The following is a 17,240-nucleotide window of genomic DNA, read 5'->3' as shown; positions in this document are numbered from 1 at the left end:
GGACGCTCTACTTCCGGCGCGCAGAAAAGAGAAAGGCGCACGTTCAGTCACTTGGGACACGAAGCTTGGGCAGGCGTGACGGCCTTGCACATCCCACTTTCCCAACCGCTCCCGGCAAGTCCGGAGCGCCTGCCATCCCGTCTCTGACGGGAAACAGACCAGCCAAAACGCCGGGGAGATATCCTGCGGCGGGATTGGTGCTGGCTGTTTGGTCAGCTCGCTGCGGCAATCAAAACCGCCTAAAATTCCCCAAGGGAAGATTCTTTAAACGATCTGCCTCTAAGCTCCGGCAGTTAAACGATATTCAGCTTGAAGCACAGCATCCGGAAGCTTCCGACTGTTTCTACTTTCTGACGGAGTTCCGAGTCTTGGGCGAAATAGAGAAAAATCGGCACAAAGCCCGGAGAACTTCCAGGTGAACCGCCCGATTGCAAATATCCCACACGGAGAAAATGGCGCTGCCGTGACCCTAACGGATGTGACCGACAAGAATGAGATACTCAACCGCCTTGAAGCCGCGATCTGGGTTTTCGACATCGATGAAAGCCGCGTGGTCTGGGCGAACCAGGCCGCGCTGGCGGTCTGGGGTGCCACCGACCTCGAGGAGCTCCAAGCCAGGAACCTGAAGGCCGACATGTCGCCCGCAGTCTCCCAGCGCGTGAAGCAGTTTCAGGCCGACTTCATCGAGCATGATGCAACCTTTTCCGAGGTTTGGACGCTGTATCCGCAGGGTGTACCGAAGTCGCTCAGGGTGCGTTACGTCGGCATCGAACTGGATGATGGCAGAATGGCCATGCTGTGTGAGGGGCGCGATGAAATCGCCGAGCAGCCGGAGACAATCCGCAGTTCGGATGCGCTGCTCCACACCCAACTGATGATCTCTTTGCATCATGAAAATGGCGAAGCGCTATATCTCAATCCGGCGGCGCGCGCGGCCTTTGATGCACAGAACGCCCATCTCCATAGCCGCTTCGTCCGCAAACGCGATTTCGACAAGCTCCAGAAAGCACTGAGGACGGATGGACAGACCAGCATCATCACCAGGGTCGCGACCACCAAGGGCGAACGCTGGCATGAGGTGACGGCGCGTACATGCCATGACCCCGTTTCGGGTGTGCCGTCAATCCACGTGAGCGAGACCGATGTCAGTGATCTCAAGGAGGCAGAGGCACGGGCAAAGTCACAAGCCTATACCGATCCTCTGACAGGCCTGTCCAATCGCATCCACCTGCCGATCCTCCACCAGCAGATGACGGCGCGAGCCGAAGCAGACGGAGACATCGTCGGTGTCTTCTTCATCGATCTGGATCAGTTCAAGGCGATCAACGATACCCTCGGGCACAGCCATGGCGACACGATATTGATACGTGTCGCCAAACGTCTGCGCGCGATTTGCGAAGGTAGCGATAAAGTCGTCCGCCTCGGCGGTGACGAGTTCCTGCTGCTGGCCACTGTGCCGGAAGACGACCCGCAACAGCTTTGCAATATCGCCGGAAAAATCCTGGATTCCCTGTCTCTTCCGGTCCGTCATGACGGCCGCAAGCTTTCCGTGACGCCAAGCATCGGAATCGCGCGCTGGCCACAGGACGGCACAACGGCGCAGGAATTGATGAAGAATGCGGACCTGGCCATGTACCAGGCAAAGGCAGCAGGGCGGAACCGTTACCGCCATTTCGACGCCCGCATGAAGCAGGATCAGGAAACCGAGCTGGAGACCCTGACGGACATCCGTGAAGGTCTGAAGCGAAGTGATTTCGTGGCCTATTATCAGCCTCGGATTGACCTCGCGACAAACCGTATTGTCGCCGTGGAGGCGCTCGCCCGCTGGAATCATCCCAAGCGCGGGATCATTATGCCCGACGTCTTCATCGGCCTTTGTGAAAAGACCGGGTTGATCAACGCCCTGGGACTTCTGATCCTCCGCGATACATTGAAACAACAGAATATATGGCGCAAGCAGGGAATCGAGATCATTGTTTCGGTCAATGTGTCCCAACGCCAGCTCAGCAGTTTCGATTTTGCCGAACAGGTACAGGGCGCCCTTCAGGAATTCGGCTGCGACAGCTCAGGACTGGAGCTGGAAATGACGGAAACCCTCCTGGTGGAGGGCGACAAGACGGTTCATCAGAATCCGAAGGCGCTGCGCAAACTCGGCGTGAAGATTGCCATCGACGACTTCGGCACGGGCTACTCGAACTTTTCACGTCTGAACGACATGGCTGCCGATTGCGTCAAGATCGACCGGAGCCTGATCAGGGACCTGCCGCGCAGCGAGCCTATCGTCAAGATGATGATCGCCATGTGCAAGCTGATGAACGTCAGCATCGTGGCGGAGGGTATCGAGAACGCCGAGCTTGAAGCCAAGGTGAGAGAGCTGGGATGTGACGAAATTCAGGGGTTCTATTGCGCAAGGCCCATGGCGGCGACGAGCATGACCGAACACCTCCAGACCGGCGCGAGCGTCTAGCGCGCGCACCGCCCCGCAAAACAGCTGCTCGGACGCCGCTGCAGTTTCAGCAACGTCCGATGAGGTCAGCCGATCGAAGCCCGAACTAGCGCGCGACGCATTTATCGAGACCGCCGGGATGCTCCAGAATGGCGGTATTGCCTTTGCTGTAAAGCGTGTAACGACCATTCGTATAGCGTGACCCGGACCCGGAGACGGCCTCGTCAAGCCGCTCTTGCGGAGAACCGTCGATGGTGAACAGCACATGTCCCTTGCCACTGTTGACGTAGGTCACCGTCAGGGGCAGGCCTTCCTCACAGGTGTAATGCACAGTTTTTGGACGCGCCGGCGAGGTCTTTGACCGGCCTTGCGCATAGAAGGCCGTGATCGGGTAAAGCACCGTTTTGGCAGCATTGCCAACACCGTAAAGCACCTGACGACGATGCAGGTCCAGTTGCAGCGAAACGTTCCGGGAGGCATCGAACAGGTAGACGGACCACTCGTCCCGGGACTGTTCCTGGAAATGGAAATTGACCCGTCCGTTTGCATCGGCTTCCTGCCATTGACCGCCACCAACGGCCGTGAAGCTGCCGCCCGGATGAAGGACCTTCGCTGCGGAATATCCGTTCACACCGGGCTGACCAGCTGGCGTGACCGGCGGTTGGACTTTGGGAGACCCTTGCACCTTCAGCTTTGGCCCATCGCAAACCCTGAAGATGGTCGGGTAGTGGTTCTGCGAGCACATGATGCCGCCCCACTGGTAGCCAGTCCGGCCATTGCGGTAGCGGATCTCGAACCACTCATAGCCGTTCATCATCACGCCGGTGCCATTAAGGATGTTGATCCTGTTGCCTTCCTGCAGGCTGCCGATCTGTCGATACTGCATGCCCGGGCCACTGCGGACCTTGCCGCCGTAGGAGTAGCCAGGTTGCGGGAAGTCAACGTCCGGTGACGCAAAGGCAGAAGAGGAAAAGGCCAGAAGAACACAGGTCGAAAGAACCGAAAATAGTCGCATAAACAGGTCCACCTAAAAAATTGGCTATACCCGATGCCCTCGGAGCAAGCGGGTTCGAAGTAACGAAATCATTCGTACAATAGCGCAAATGAACCGGAGATGAACTGTCTTCCCGACGTTACGGCCTCGGGTAACGTTTGACGCCGGTTCCGGTGACCGAAAAGCCCGTCATATAGGGGTCTCGTTCGTCAAGGGTGATGGTGCTGGTGCCGGTCTTGACGGCCCAGCCTTCGATAGTCGGTATGATGCCCCGTTTGGTGCCGACGAGAACGTCAGCTTTAACCCCACCCGTAAACAAAGAACCAATGACGCTTTCATGCACGAAGCGATCACCCACCTTCAGCTTGCCCTTGGCAAAAAGCTGCGCCATGCGTGCGGACGTACCGGTGCCGCAGGGGCTGCGGTCGATAGCCTTGTCGCCGTAAAAGACGGCATTGCGGGCATCGGCCTGAGGGTCTTGAGCCGGCCCGGTCCACTGAATGTGGGAGACGCCCCGGATCTCCGGATTCTCCGGATGACAAATGTCGAAGGCTTCATTCAGCGCGTCCCGAAGCCTTGGGCTGACCGCCACCAGTTGATCGACGGAAACGGATCCGACGCCGGCGAAGTTCTTCTGCGGCTCGAAGATCGCATAGAAATTACCGCCATAAGCGACGTCGCAGACCAATGGCCCGAACTCAGGGCACTCGACCTCCAGACCTTCAGCGGCCAGGAACGAGGGAACGTTGGTCAGCTTTACTGAAGACACATACTCGCCGTCCATCGTGTAGTCGGCAAGCACCAGACCGGCGGGAGTTTCCAAACGTGCCTGACCGGACGTCTTTGGCACCAGCAAGCCTTCCTCAATCGCCATCGTGACCGTTCCGATGGTGCCGTGACCACACATGGGCAGGCAACCTGTTGTCTCGATGTAGAGCACACCGACATCATAGGCATCGCTGGAAGGCGGATAGAGGATTGAGCCGGACATCATGTCGTGGCCCCGCGGCTCGAACATCAAGCCAGTGCGAATCCAGTCATAGTCGCGCACAAAAGACTGGCGCCGCTCGAACATCGAGCCCATGGCCAGCTGCGGCGCGCCGCCCGCAACCAGACGAACGGGGTTGCCGCACGTGTGACCGTCGATGCAGAAAAACGTATGTCGGGCCATTATTGGTCCTCTTGTCAAAAACGCGTTGCGCGGAACGGTGCGAGATCAAGCGACGGTGTTTCGCCGAGCAGAAGTGCAGTCAACTGCTGACCTGTCGTCGCAGCTTCCGTCAGCCCGTGGTGGGCATGTCCAAAGCCATAGACAATATGTTCGCTCGCCGAAGACGTTCCGATCACCGGCAAGCTGTCCGGCAGAGACGGGCGGTATCCCATCCAGCGTTTGCCGGTGCTGGCATCGAGCCCGGGGCAAATGGTTTTCGCCTTGGCAATCATCGCATCGACCCGCTTCCAGTTCGGAGGAAGTTCCAAACCGCCAAACTCGACGGCGCCGCCAATTCTCAGGCCCGTTTCCAGCGGCGACATGACGAACCCATGGCCGCGCAGCATGACGAAATTCCTGAGCGAAACCCCAGGCTCCGGCACGGTGATATTATAGCCCCGCTCCGTATCTAGCGGCATAGGGTCACCAAGCTGGGATGTCAGCTTCCTGGACCAGGCACCGCATGCGATCACCAGTTTCCCGCAGCTGAGCGTCGAACCATCCGCAAGGCTCAGGGAAGCTCCCTCATCGGTTGCCGCAACCCGCTGAACATCTGCGACTTCAAAAGAAACGCCCTGTGCGACAAGCCAATCGGCAATCGAAAGGCAAAGCTTCTTGGGATCATCCATCTGTGCCCAACCGGGAACAAAGGCACCTCCCACGACAGTTGACGAAAGCTCCGGCTCACGCTCCCGGATTTCATCACCGGAAAGCTCACGCACTTCGATGCCATAGTCTCTTTGCTCAGCCCAGGAACTCAAGTTATTTCGGAACTGGGCCTCATTGTCGAAGACCTCAAGACAGCCGCTGTAGCGCACCTGATTGTGGGTCCCGGTGAGCTTCCACACACGCTCCCATGCAGGCAGCGCGTCGGCTCTCAAGACGGCAAGAGCCTCCCTGCTTTCTCGCACCCGCGCATTGGTGGAGGCGGCCAGGAACCGCACCATCCATGGCAGGATCTTGAGACTGTAGGAAGGGCGTACGGAAAGAGGCCCGAGAGGATCGGCAAGCCAGGTGATTGCCTGCTTCCAGACACCCGGCGAAGCAAGCGGAGCGACATCGGTACAGGCGATACCGCCGGCGTTGCCCTGGCTTGCTCCGGCTGCCGGACCTTCCCGGTCAAGAATGGTGACCTTGCAGCCGCGTTCCACGAGAACCGCAGCAGTCGCAAGGCCGATGATTCCGGCCCCGAGGATATGAACGTGAGGTGTGGTCATGACCTTAGAGAGTTGGCAATTCAGGGCGTTTTGCAAGGGCGGATTTGATCACCCTGTCAACGCGTTCCAGCTCTGCTCCGGACAACGCCATACGGGGCGCACGGCACCGGTCGTTCGAGCCGATGGCATGTACCTCTGCTCGCTTGATATTCTGGACAAGATTGGTCGACACGTCGAGATCCAGCAGTGGCCGGAACCAGCGATAGATCTCGAGCGCTTCCCCGTAGCGGCCAGCCTCTGCAAGCTTGTAGATCGCAACCGTCTCCTTCGGGAAAGCGACGACAAGACCGGCAACCCAACCGGTTGCGCCCATCATCAGGCTTTCCAGGGCGAGATTGTCGACGCCGGTGAAGAGATCGAAACGATCGCCGAAACGGTTGATCACATCGGTGACACGGCGAATGTCATCCGTGGATTCTTTCATGGCGACAACAAGCGGCTCAGCTGCCAGTTCTTCAAACATTTCGAGGGTCACATCGACACCATAGGCCACGGGATTATTGTAGATCATCACCGGAAGACCTGCCGACCGGGTAACTGTTTTCAGGTGGGCCACGGTTTCGTTCGGCGCGGATTTATATGGGACACCAGGCAGCACCATGAGGCCGTTGGCCCCGGCTCTGGCCGCAGCCTCCGCCGCCGCAGCAGCGCGTCTGGTCGAACTTTCACAGACAGTCATCAGAACCGGCTTGTCTCCGGCGCATTCCTTGGCGATCGTCAGCAGCGCGAGCTTTTCGTCAGGCTCGAGCGCCATCGCCTCCCCAAGGGAGCCGCAGACGATCAAGCCATCGCAACCGGCATCGATCTGAAGCGCGAAGCAGCGCTCCAGTTCGGCGACGTCGAGCTTGTCGTCTTCGGTAAACTTCGTCGTGACAGCCGGGAAAACACCCTTCCACATGGGAGCACCTCTAAAATTGAACCCTGTTGAGAAGGAGACTGCGCGTCCGCTTTCCTTTTGTCAATCATTGATATATCAGTGGTGCATCAGGTGAGAAATCCACACTCCAGCGAGATGACGAGCCAGACCCGGAAGGCAGGATAAATGGTAAGCGAAAAAGACAGTCTGACCCATACCGCCTATCGACGCCTGGAAGAGGACATCGTCACGCTGAAACTCAAGCCGGGCGAAGCGGTCACGGAAAGCCGACTGACGGAAGAATTTGGAATGGGCAGAACCCCCATCCGGGAGGCGCTTCAACGGCTCAGCTGGGAAGGCCTGATCACAATCCGCCCGAGGCTCGGGATTGTGATTGCGGAGATCAATCCCGCTGATTTCACCAGAGTCATGGAGGCCCGTCACGGCCTGGAAGTCTTGCTGGCAGGCACATCAGCACGCCTGGCAAGCCGCACAGAGCGGGAGGCCTTGCGAAGTTGCGCCGACCGCATGCGCACTGCCGCGGCCGAAGCGAATGTCTCAGAGTTCCTGCGCCTGGACAAGAAGTTTGACGAGATCGTCGCCACCGCGTCCTGCAACCCGTTTGCGGCAAAGGCGGTCGGCCCGCTGCAAACACTCAGCCGCCGCTTCTGGTTCAGGTACCTGGGCGAAGCCGATCTGAACCCGGCGGCCTGGAACCACGTCGAGCTGATGACGGCGATTGAGGCGGGCGACGAGAAGATCGCTTTGGAAAAAGCCGAGGAACTGATGCAGCACCTGCGCCGACAGGCGGCGGCGCTCGTTGCAAGCATAGAATGAGCCCTGCAAGCAAAATGCTTCCAAGGCTCCAGAAGTTAAGCGGACGGCGTCTCGGCGAACCAGTGACGTGTCCGGTTGGCAAAAGCCACCAGCGACAGCATGACCGGAACCTCAACGAGAACACCGACAACTGTTGCCAGCGCCGCACCCGAATTCAGACCGAAGAGGCTGATCGCAACAGCAACGGCCAGCTCGAAGAAATTCGATGTGCCGATAAAGGCCGCAGGAGCAGCCGTCGCAAAGGGCACCCGCCACGCGTAGGCCCAGGCATAGGTGATCGCAAAGATGCCGTAGCTCTGCAAAAGCAAGGGGATGGCAATCAGGACAATCACCATCGGCTTGTCGACGATGGTTTGTGCCTGAAAACCGAACAGAAGAACCACCGTGGCCAGAAGGCCCATCACCGAGAACGGCTTTACCTTGCCGGTGAACTCGGCGATGCGCTCCTCATTATCGGTCCCGTCGAGCATCTTTCGCGTGACATAGCCCGCCGCCAGCGGAATGATCACGTAGAGGATCACAGATAGAAGCAACGTTTCCCAGGGCACGATGATGTTGGTGACACCGAGCAAAAGAGCGGCGATCGGGGCGAAGGCAAACACCATGATGATGTCGTTGATGGAAACCTGCACCAAGGTGTAGTTGGCATCGCCGCGGACCAGCTGGCTCCAGACGAAAACCATGGCGGTGCAGGGCGCAACGCCAAGCAAGATCATCCCGGCGATATATTCCTTGGCATCCTGTGGGCTGACCAGGTCGACAAACAGGTACTCAAAGAACAGGATGCCCAGCGCTGCCATGGTGAAAGGCTTGATCAGCCAGTTCACCACCAGTGTGATGCAAAGTCCTTTTGGCTTTCTGCCGACATCCTTGAGCGAGGCAAAATCAACATTGACCATCATCGGGTAGATCATCAACCAGATGAAGACGGCGACGACGATGTTTACGTTCGCATATTCAAGGCCGGCAATAATCGAAAACACACCCGGAGCAACGAGCCCGAGTATCACGCCTGCGGCAATGCACAGCGCCACCCAGACCGAGAGATAGCGCTCAAACACGCCAAGCGGCGTTTCATCCGCGGAAGCCATAATTCAGTCTCCTAAACACGAGTTCACCCAGCTGCGGGGTGAATTTAAAGAGGGGAGTTAGTCATTCAGGTTGCCGATGGCGCTGAGCTGCGCCTTCGCATCAGGGGCGTCAAACACAGAGTCCGGAAGGGCAAGAAACGCCTCGATCCGACGCTTCATGCGCTCATGGGCAAGATCAAAGTCGGCCGCCCTCTCGGCGTCGTCTTCCTTTTCGCTCGCCGGGTCAGCGATGCCCCAATGTGCGACCAACGGGTGCCCGGGCCAGATCGGGCAGGCTTCCCCGGCGGCGTTGTCACAAACGGTGACAATGAGATCCATCGTCGGCGTGTCCGGCCCGGAAAACTCGTCCCAGCTCTTCGAGCGAAAGCCCTCCGTGGAGATCCCATGGCGCGCAAGACACTCCAGCGCATCCGGATTGACCGTGCCGCGCGGTGTGGAACCGGCAGAAAACGACTGGTAGCGATCGCTGGCAAGATGACGAAGCAAGCCTTCACCCAGGACAGACCGAGCGGAGTTCGCCGTACAGACGAAGAGAACATTGCGCATTTGAAAATCAAGGCCTCACGTGGCGAAACAGGTCAGTCAATCGGGCGAGCCGGAGGAGGAAGGTTCACACGCAATGATGTTCAACAGCGGCGCACAGAGCTCTGGATTGCCGCCACAGCAATCTTGAAGAAGATATGTCACAAGCGATTGCATGCAGGAGAGCTCCGCACGGTATGTGATCGAGCGTCCGTCGCGATTGGCCTGCACAAGGCCGGACCGCGACAAGACCCCCAGATGGGTCGACAGGGTATTGGGCAACACGCCCAGCGCGTCAGATATGGCGCCCGCAGTCATGCCCTCCTGTCCGGCCCTCACCAACAGGCGAAAGACGTCGAGGCGGGTTTCCTGACCAAGGGCTGCCAAAGCATCGAGAGCAACTTCTTTTTCCATAATTCGAGAATAATCGAAATATAAACGATTGCAAGCCGGAATCCAGGCATGGGCAGCCGACATGCGTCAAAGGCTGAGCTCGGGCACATCGGCCAGATCGGGATTTGGCGCAGTCTCTGCCATGGCCTGACCATCGAACATCAAACATGAGAGGAGCGCGCACGGTATCCCCCCTCGCCCAGCCCCAGCATGGTCTGGAAGCTGCCGCATGGCAGAGACATTTCACTCTTGCCAGCAGGCCTGAATGGACGTGATCGTTGGGACTGCCCTAGTGGCCACCGCCAGCAAGGCCGACGCCGGTCACAAGGGCAATCCAGACCTTGATCCGCAGCCCCCAGGCCTTGATGATTCCAAGACCACCCAGGATGTGACCCAAGACACCATGGGGCAGATTGCGGTCATAGGTCTGCACGATGCAGCCACTGCCGTTGACCAGGACATCCTTGTGCTCGGGATAAACCATCTCGAAGAGCACAGCGACTTCGCCCCGCGCAGAAAACTGTGAGGGCTCCAGAAGCCGCCCTGTGGCCGTGACCTGACCAGCGGCGATCTCGGGCTGGATGGCCAGGATCCGCGCAGGCAGCACCGCATTGACCATGCCAACGTTGAAGTTGGTATCGCAGGCGACCTCGGCCGGCATGCCGACATAAAGCACCGAACGGGCAACCTGGGAGAAGCCGGCGAAGACGCGCTTTGGATGAGCCTCGTCGCGGTCTGGAATGATGAGCATCGCCGGGCTGGTTGCGATCTGGGACGCCCGCGCACCGACGTGCAGGGTCAGCTGATCAATCATGCCACTGACCTCCGATCGCACGACAGTCTTGTCCAGCTCGACCTGCGCCTGCTCCAATGACGCGTTGGCGCTGTCGCGCTGGGCGGGAAGGACTTCCTGCAGCTGAAGATTTGCCTCATCAAGGCTGGCCTGCGCTTGCGCAACCTTGGCCTCGCCGGTCTCCTTGTCCGCAACTGCCGCTTCATAGCGTGTCTCGGTGTAGGCAGCAGAATTGCGTCGGCGCAGCTCTTCCTGATCATTATAGACTTCAATGGCCTGACGGAGCGATGCGTTCTCGCGGTCCAGAGAGGCCTGAGCGGAACGGACCTGAGCCTCAGCCAGATCGAAGGATTTGTCGATCTCCTCCAGCTTGAGTTCGGCCGTTCTGACTGCCGCCTGTTCCGTCGCATCGCTGACAGTGAAGAGAAGCTGGCCCGGTTCAACCCGCGTTCCGTTGTCGACCGCAATCCGGGTCACCGTTCCGCCATTCTCACTGACAACAGGTACTGTGCGGAAAGGAACAAAGCCGGTGTAGGACTTCGGATAATAATAAAAGACCGTGAAGAAAACCACGAAGGCCAGAGCGAGCCAGGCAAAGAGCGCCATATGCACGTTGTAAAGCGTGATCGGCATGCCGCGCCAACGCAGGTAAAGGATCCGCAAGACGAACGGGATGGAGGTAACGGTCAACTCAATCATTGTCGGTCACTCCACCGGATTGTGATACTGGCTTTTGAGGTCCTGGCGATGGTGGTGGCGTCTTCACCTCCCTGCGGGGCTCGGCCGGCACTGGCTGCGCCGGAGAGGCCTCCTCCGGAAACGGCGGCACTCGCTGTCCATACCGGTCATGTTCACCAATATGTTCGCGCTGAAGTTCCTCCAGCATCACTCCGTCAATTTCCCCCTTGAGGGTGTGCTCCTTCACCGGCTCGAACCAGAGCATGAGATCGCGCGCAAGCGCCGTTGCGATCAGCGAAAGCGGCAGCAGAATGCTGAAATGGCTCAGAGGTGGAAAAATCTCATAAGCAAACGCGACCATAAGAAGCGTCGGAACGGTGGTCTGCAACGGTGTTCCCTCGTTGTGCTTCTCGGCAAAGCGATCGAAGCGCGCATAGAGGTGAAAGACACCAAATATCAGTAAGAACAAGAGAACGAGAGCAGAAAACGCCGTCGTGTCGGTCTCGCCGGGAGCAGTCCACCAAGGCGCCGTCTGACCCTCGGACACCGTGCCTTCAGCCATCGCGGGCAGCGGAGCCATCGACACGAGAGCCGGGAGAAGAAACAGGCTGGTCGATCGGCTTCGTTTCATCATATGCCACTCTTCAATCAGATTTTGCCAAAGGACCGCCCAGGCCCGCGCAGTTGATTGATAGGCTGACCCTACGGGAAATGAAAGCCGTAAACGCAAACAAAGACAGGCATTTCGGGCACACGCCACGCCCGGACCTCTTCGGAGCTGCAGACCCCAAAGCAAGAAAGCGCGGACCCGCCGCGCTTTCAAACACTCAGACCTGCAATCGCCGGCCTCAAGCGGCCTTCGCCGCCAGCCTCTTGCGAATGCTGGCGACATCCGCCTGGGGCGTCGCTGCGAAAAGCGTCTTCGTATAGTCGTGCTGCGGGTTCTCGAAGACAGCCTCGCGGGTGCCGTATTCCACCACCTCGCCGAAATACATCACCATCACCTTGTCCGCGAGATAGCGGACGACCGAAAGGTCATGACTGATGAAGACATAGGTGAGGCCCATCTCGTCCTGAAGGTCCTTCAACAGGTTCAGGATCTGTGCCTGGACGGAGAGGTCCAGCGCCGAGACCGGCTCGTCGAGCACCAGCAGCTTGGGCTTGAGCATGATAGCCCTCGCAATGGCGACACGCTGGCGCTGACCGCCGGAGAACATGTGCGGATAACGGCCATAGTGCTCCGGCTGCAACCCGACCTTCTCCAGCATGGCCAGGGCCATGTCCCGGCGCTCGGCCGCACTCATGTCCGTGTTGAGCAGCAAGGGCTCTTCAAGCACGTGACCAATCTTCTGGCGGGGATTGAGCGACCCATAGGGATTCTGGAAGACGATCTGCACCTTTTGGCGCATGTCCCTGGAAATGCCCGTCTTCGAAATGTCGATCGGCAGACCGTCGACCTCGATGGATCCGGAGGTCTGTGCGTCGATCATGGTCAGCATGCGGGCGAGCGTAGACTTGCCGCAGCCACTCTCGCCAACGACAGCGAGTGTCGAGCCGCGCTCAACATCGAAGCTGACACCCTTGACCGCGGCCAGCTGGCTGGCCTTCTTGAACAGGCCGCCGGAAATATCATAGGTCCGATAGAGATCACGAACCTTCAAAATGGCATCGCCGCTCATCAGAAACCTCCCGCGTCTGCAAAATCACTGACAGTCGGCAACCGGTCGCCCGTGGCGTTTTCCGGCAGAGCCGAGAGCAGTGCCTTTGTGTAGGCATGTTGCGGATTTTCGAAGAGGGAGAGCACATCCGACTCTTCCATCTTGCGACCCTTGTATTGAACGATGACCCGATCGGCTGTCTCGGCAACCACGCCCATGTCATGGGTGATCATGATCAGTCCCATGCCGCTTTCCTGCTGCAGCTGAACCAGCAGATCCAGGATCTGCTTCTGGATCGTCACATCAAGCGCAGTGGTCGGCTCGTCCGCAATCAGAAGCTTCGGCGAACAGGCAATCGCCATGGCGATCATGACACGCTGGCATTGGCCTCCGGACATCTGGTGAGGGTAGGCGCTGACGCGGCCTTCCGGGTCCGGGATGCCGACCGCCCGCATCAGCTCAAGCACCCGAGCCTTGCGCGCAGCGCTGTTCAGGTCCGTGTGGATTTTCAAGGTCTCGGCGAGCTGGAAGCCGATGGTGAAACACGGGTTGAGGCTGGCAATCGGCTCCTGGAAGATCATCGAGATGTCTTTGCCGATGACCTTGCGCCGTTCTCTGGAAGACAGGGTCCGAAGGTCCCTGCCCTCGAATTCCATGACATCTGCCGTGATGGTCGCCGTATCGGGCAAGAGCCCCATCACCGCGAGCATGGCCACCGACTTGCCCGAACCGGACTCGCCGACAATGGACAGAACTTCGCCCGCATCGACCGTGTAGTCGACCCCATCCAGCGCCTTGAAAGCGCCTTTCGCGGTTTCGAACTCGACCTTCAGGTTACGAATTTCAAGAAGCGGCATGGGCTCAGCTCCTCTTCAGCTTGGGATCAAGCGCATCACGCAGACCATCGCCGACCAGGTTGATGGCCAGAACGGTGATCAGGATGGCAAGACCGGGGAAGGTCACGACCCACCAGGCCCGCAGGATGAACTCACGCGCTTCGGCCAGCATTGTGCCCCACTCGGGCGTTGGCGGCTGCGCACCCATGCCCAGGAAGCCGAGTGCTGCCGCATCAAGGATCGCGTTCGAGAACGACAGCGTTGCCTGGACGATCAGCGGAGCCAGACAGTTCGGCAGGATGGTCTTGAACATCAGCCGGAAATGGCCCGCACCGGCGACCTTCGCGGCAACCACATAGTCCCGGGATCTTTCGGCCAAAACCGCGGCGCGGGTCAGTCGGACGAAGTGAGGCTGCAGCACGATGGCGATGGCGATCATGGCATTCATCAGCCCCGGCCCGAGGATGGCAACAAGAACCAAAGCCAGAAGCAGGGACGGAAACGCGAGGATGATGTCCATCACACGCATGATGAATGTGTCGACGAAACCACGCATGTAGCCGGCCACGAGACCGATGACGATGCCCCCGACCAGAGCGATGGTCACGACAACGATCCCGATGAAGAGCGAGAACCTTGCGCCAAAGATCAGGCGCGAAAGGATATCGCGTCCAACCGCATCCGTACCAAGCAGAAAGGCAGCCTTGCCCCCCTCCAGCCAGACAGGCGGAACCAGAAAGCTGTCGCGATACTGGACGTCAGGATCATGTGGCGCAACGAGAGGCGCGAAGACCGCGACAAGAACGAGCAGCACAAAGACGGCGAGGCCGAGCACCGCGCCCTTGTTTTGGGAGAAATAGTACCAGAACTCCAGCAGCATCGCCTTTGTGGCGTTGCGGCTTTCCTGTTCCAGCTTGACTTGGGCGGCCGCTGCGACCGGGGTGTTTTTTGTCATTGTCTCGTCCCTCGGCTCAATTGTGCCGAATGCGCGGATTGATCAGGCCGTAAAGCAGGTCGACGATCAGGTTGACCAGCATGATGATGCCCGCGATCAGCAGCAATCCGCCCTGAACCACGAAGTAGTCGCGCCGCGAAATGCTATCGACCAGCCACTTGCCGATACCTGGCCAGGAGAAGATTGTCTCGGTCAGGATCGCCCCCGCCAGAAGCACTCCGACCTGAAGGCCAATGGTGGTGATCACGGGGATCAGCGCGTTGCGCAGCGCATGAAAGCCGATGACGCGGAAGGGAGGCAGGCCCTTGGCACGCGCCGTCCGCACATAGTCTTCACCGAGAACTTCCAGCATCGCCGACCGGGTCTGCCGCGCAATCACCGCCAGAGGGATCGTCGCCAGAACCACAGACGGCAGGATCAGGTGACGCACCGCCGACAGGAAGGCGCCCTTTTCACCCGATAGCAGGCTATCGATCAGCATGAAGCCGGTCACCTGCGGAAAGAAGAACATCAGCGAAATACGTCCCGACACCGGGGTCCACTGCAGGATGCCCGAGAACAGGATGATCAGCAGCAGGCCCCACCAGAAGATCGGCATGGAATAGCCGACAAGGGCCGTTCCCATGATCGCCTGGTCAGCGACAGAACCGCGCTTCACCGCAGCGAAGATACCCGCCGGGATGCCGAGGCAGACTGCAATGATGATCGCGCACAGCGCCAGTTCCGCCGTCGCGGGAAAGAGCGTCAGGAATTCGTCCAGAACGGGCTTCTTCGAGGCAAAGGAAGTGCCGAGATCGCCCTGAAAAATGTTGAGCAGGTAGTCGAGATACTGCTCCCAAAGCGGCCGGTCGAAGCCCATCTGGGCCATCAGCTGAGCCTTGCGTTCGGGGTCGATCCCGCGCTCGCCGGCGAGAAGGTCAAGCGGATCACCCGGCAGAAGTCGAATGAAGCTGAAAGCCACCAGCGTGACCCCGAAGAACGTCGGGATCAGAAGGCCAAGACGGCTGAAAAGAATGCGAAACATATCGTGGGTCCGGATATGACGAACCGGCGGATCTTGCCAGGAAACAGCAGGATGATCGCCGGTCGAATAGACAAAGGCGCCGGCGTTGATCACGCCGGCGCCTGATTTTCAGGTCCGTTTACTCGGCGATGTCGACACCGTCAAACCAGTGACCACCGAGCGGGTCCATGACGTAGCCGGTGACCTTGGAAGACATCGGCATGAAGACGACCGAGTGAGCAATGGTGCCCCAGGGAGCTTCTTCCTTGAAGACGACCTGAGCCTCTTCGTAGAGCTTGGTGCGCTCTGCCTTGTCGGAAACCGTCTTGGCTTTCTGGATCAGGGCCTCGAACTCGTCGTTACACCACTGGGCACGGTTGGAACCGCCAACGCCGTCACAGCCGAGAAGAACGGCCAGGAAGTTGTCGGGGTCGCCGTTGTCGCCGGTCCAGCCGAGGAGCACGGCACCGTCACGATCTTCTGCCTTCGAACGGGACAGGTACTCACCCCATTCGTAGGAAACGATCTCCACGTCAACGCCAACCTTGGCGAAGTCCGCCTGCATGACTTCAGCCATACGACGGGCATTCGGGTTGTACGGACGCTGCACCGGCATTGCCCAGATCTTCATGGACAGGTCGGAAACGCCGGCGTCAGCCAGCATCTTCTTGGCCAGTTCCGGATCGTAGGCATCGTCTTCGATCGCGTTGTTGTAGGACCACATCGTCGGCGGGATCGGGTTCTTCGCAGCCTGGCCGGAGCCCTGGAAAACCGCGTCGAGGATCGCCTGCTTGTTGATCGCGTGATTCAGCGCCTTGCGAACGTTCTTGTTGTCGAACGGAGCAACCTTGGTGTTGTAGGCCAGGTAGCCGACGTTCAGGCCCTGCTGTTCCATCATGGTCAGGCTGTCGTCAGCCTGGATGTCCGCAATGTCAGCCGGAGCCGGGTAAGGCATCACATGACATTCGCCAGCCTTCAGCTTCTGCAGACGAACCGCCGCATCCGGCGTGATCGCGAAGATCAGGTTGTCGATTGGCTGCTTGCCACCCCAATAGTCGGCGAAAGCGTTGTAGCGGATGACCGCATCTTTCTGGTAGCCAACGAAGGAGAACGGGCCGGTGCCGACAGGCTCCTGGTTCAGCATTTCCATCTTGCCGTCAGCTTCCAGCTTGTCGGCGTATTCAGCGGACAGGACAGAAGCGAAGTCCATTGCCAGGTTCGCCAGCATCGGCGCTTCCGGACGGTTCAGGACGAACTTGACCGTGTGATCATCTACCTTGACGATTTCCTTGATCAGGTCCGGCATGGACATGCCGTCGAAATATTCCCATGCAGCACCGGCAGTGTACTGGTTCCAGGCATGGTCCTTCTTGAGCTGGCGCTCGAAAGAGAAGACAACGTCATCGGCGTTGAAATCGCGCGACGGCGTAAAGAAGCTCGTGGTGTGGAACTTCACTCCCTTGCGCAGGTTGAAGGTGTATTCCAGACCGTCTTCGGAAACTTCCCAGCTCTCGGCCAGACCCGGCAGAACTTCCGTGGTTCCACGCTTGAACTCGACAAGACGGTTGTAGAGCGGCTTGGAAGAGGCATCGAAGGTCGTGCCAGCGGTGTAAAGCGCGGTATCAAACCCTTCTGGTGACCCTTCAGAGCAGTAAACCAGTGTCTTTGCGGACACACCGGTCGCCGCGATGGTCGCAAGGCTGACACCGAGTAGGGTAGCCTTCAAGGCTTTCGTCATTTTCATCAAACTG

General features: G+C 58.9%; 16 protein-coding genes. 2 read left to right on the top strand and 14 right to left on the bottom strand.

All coding sequences use genetic code 11. The features are described from left to right. Positions 1 to 415: 415 nt before the first annotated feature. Complete coding sequence (locus tag ABJZ52_RS15870) at positions 416 to 2,467, top strand: EAL domain-containing protein (RefSeq protein WP_348184778.1); 2,052 nt, start codon at positions 416 to 418, stop codon at positions 2,465 to 2,467. A gap of 85 nt (positions 2,468 to 2,552) precedes the next feature. On the opposite strand, the gene ABJZ52_RS15865 is transcribed toward ABJZ52_RS15870, so the two are convergent. The 4 genes from ABJZ52_RS15865 to ABJZ52_RS15850 form a co-directional block, all read right to left on the bottom strand. Continuing rightward, positions 2,553 to 3,461: an MliC family protein gene (locus tag ABJZ52_RS15865; RefSeq protein WP_348184776.1), complete on the bottom strand. Its 909-nt coding sequence runs from the start codon at positions 3,459 to 3,461 to the stop codon at positions 2,553 to 2,555. A 118-nt stretch (positions 3,462 to 3,579) separates the two neighbouring features. After that, complete coding sequence (locus ABJZ52_RS15860; protein WP_348184774.1) at positions 3,580 to 4,611, bottom strand: 4-hydroxyproline epimerase; 1,032 nt, start codon at positions 4,609 to 4,611, stop codon at positions 3,580 to 3,582. 14 nt (positions 4,612 to 4,625) lie between these two features. Beyond that, positions 4,626 to 5,867, bottom strand: a complete 1,242-nt coding sequence (locus ABJZ52_RS15855; protein ID WP_348184772.1) for an FAD-binding oxidoreductase — start codon at positions 5,865 to 5,867, stop codon at positions 4,626 to 4,628. Positions 5,868 to 5,871: 4 nt separating this feature from the next. Then, positions 5,872 to 6,765 (bottom strand): dihydrodipicolinate synthase family protein, encoded by an 894-nt coding sequence (locus ABJZ52_RS15850; RefSeq protein WP_348184770.1) that lies wholly within the window; start codon positions 6,763 to 6,765, stop codon positions 5,872 to 5,874. 144 nt (positions 6,766 to 6,909) lie between these two features. Here ABJZ52_RS15850 and ABJZ52_RS15845 point away from each other — a divergent pair, with 144 nt between their 5' ends. Further along, on the top strand, positions 6,910 to 7,560 hold the full coding sequence (locus ABJZ52_RS15845; protein ID WP_348184768.1) for a GntR family transcriptional regulator: 651 nt from the start codon (positions 6,910 to 6,912) through the stop codon (positions 7,558 to 7,560). Between the two features lie 35 nt (positions 7,561 to 7,595). On the opposite strand, the gene arsB is transcribed toward ABJZ52_RS15845, so the two are convergent. The 10 genes from arsB to ABJZ52_RS15795 form a co-directional block, all read right to left on the bottom strand. Then, positions 7,596 to 8,651, bottom strand: coding sequence for an ACR3 family arsenite efflux transporter (arsB, locus tag ABJZ52_RS15840; protein ID WP_348184766.1), 1,056 nt, complete (start codon positions 8,649 to 8,651; stop codon positions 7,596 to 7,598). A 57-nt stretch (positions 8,652 to 8,708) separates the two neighbouring features. Beyond that, complete coding sequence (locus tag ABJZ52_RS15835; protein WP_348184764.1) at positions 8,709 to 9,197, bottom strand: arsenate reductase ArsC; 489 nt, start codon at positions 9,195 to 9,197, stop codon at positions 8,709 to 8,711. 36 nt (positions 9,198 to 9,233) lie between these two features. After that, positions 9,234 to 9,587 (bottom strand): metalloregulator ArsR/SmtB family transcription factor, encoded by a 354-nt coding sequence (locus tag ABJZ52_RS15830; RefSeq protein ID WP_348184762.1) that lies wholly within the window; start codon positions 9,585 to 9,587, stop codon positions 9,234 to 9,236. Between the two features lie 268 nt (positions 9,588 to 9,855). Continuing rightward, positions 9,856 to 11,058, bottom strand: coding sequence for an HlyD family secretion protein (locus ABJZ52_RS15825; RefSeq protein WP_348184760.1), 1,203 nt, complete (start codon positions 11,056 to 11,058; stop codon positions 9,856 to 9,858). Next, the gene (locus ABJZ52_RS15820; protein WP_348200098.1) at positions 11,051 to 11,671 is read right to left on the bottom strand and encodes a hypothetical protein; all 621 of its coding nucleotides are present in this window, start codon (positions 11,669 to 11,671) and stop codon (positions 11,051 to 11,053) included. The genes ABJZ52_RS15825 and ABJZ52_RS15820 overlap by 8 nt, the downstream gene beginning before the upstream one ends. A 214-nt stretch (positions 11,672 to 11,885) precedes the next feature. Continuing rightward, complete coding sequence (locus tag ABJZ52_RS15815) at positions 11,886 to 12,716, bottom strand: dipeptide ABC transporter ATP-binding protein (RefSeq protein ID WP_348184756.1); 831 nt, start codon at positions 12,714 to 12,716, stop codon at positions 11,886 to 11,888. Next, entirely contained in the window at positions 12,716 to 13,552 is an 837-nt protein-coding gene (locus tag ABJZ52_RS15810) for an ABC transporter ATP-binding protein (protein WP_348184754.1), read from the bottom strand. Before ABJZ52_RS15810 ends, ABJZ52_RS15815 begins: the two co-directional genes overlap by 1 nt. A 4-nt stretch (positions 13,553 to 13,556) precedes the next feature. Then, a complete protein-coding gene (locus ABJZ52_RS15805) occupies positions 13,557 to 14,411 on the bottom strand; it encodes an ABC transporter permease subunit (protein WP_348184801.1) in 855 nt (284 codons plus the stop codon). A gap of 91 nt (positions 14,412 to 14,502) precedes the next feature. Continuing rightward, positions 14,503 to 15,510, bottom strand: coding sequence for an ABC transporter permease subunit (locus tag ABJZ52_RS15800; RefSeq protein ID WP_348184799.1), 1,008 nt, complete (start codon positions 15,508 to 15,510; stop codon positions 14,503 to 14,505). 118 nt (positions 15,511 to 15,628) lie between these two features. After that, positions 15,629 to 17,233 (bottom strand): ABC transporter substrate-binding protein, encoded by a 1,605-nt coding sequence (locus tag ABJZ52_RS15795; protein ID WP_348184752.1) that lies wholly within the window; start codon positions 17,231 to 17,233, stop codon positions 15,629 to 15,631. Between the last annotated feature and the right edge of the window lie 7 nt (positions 17,234 to 17,240).

Source organism: Roseibium sp. (assembly GCF_039982295.1).
Taxonomy (GTDB): Bacteria; Pseudomonadota; Alphaproteobacteria; order Rhizobiales; family Stappiaceae; genus Roseibium.
The sequence above is the reverse complement of the archived record's forward strand: the minus strand, read 5'-3'. Positions and strand labels throughout refer to the sequence as shown.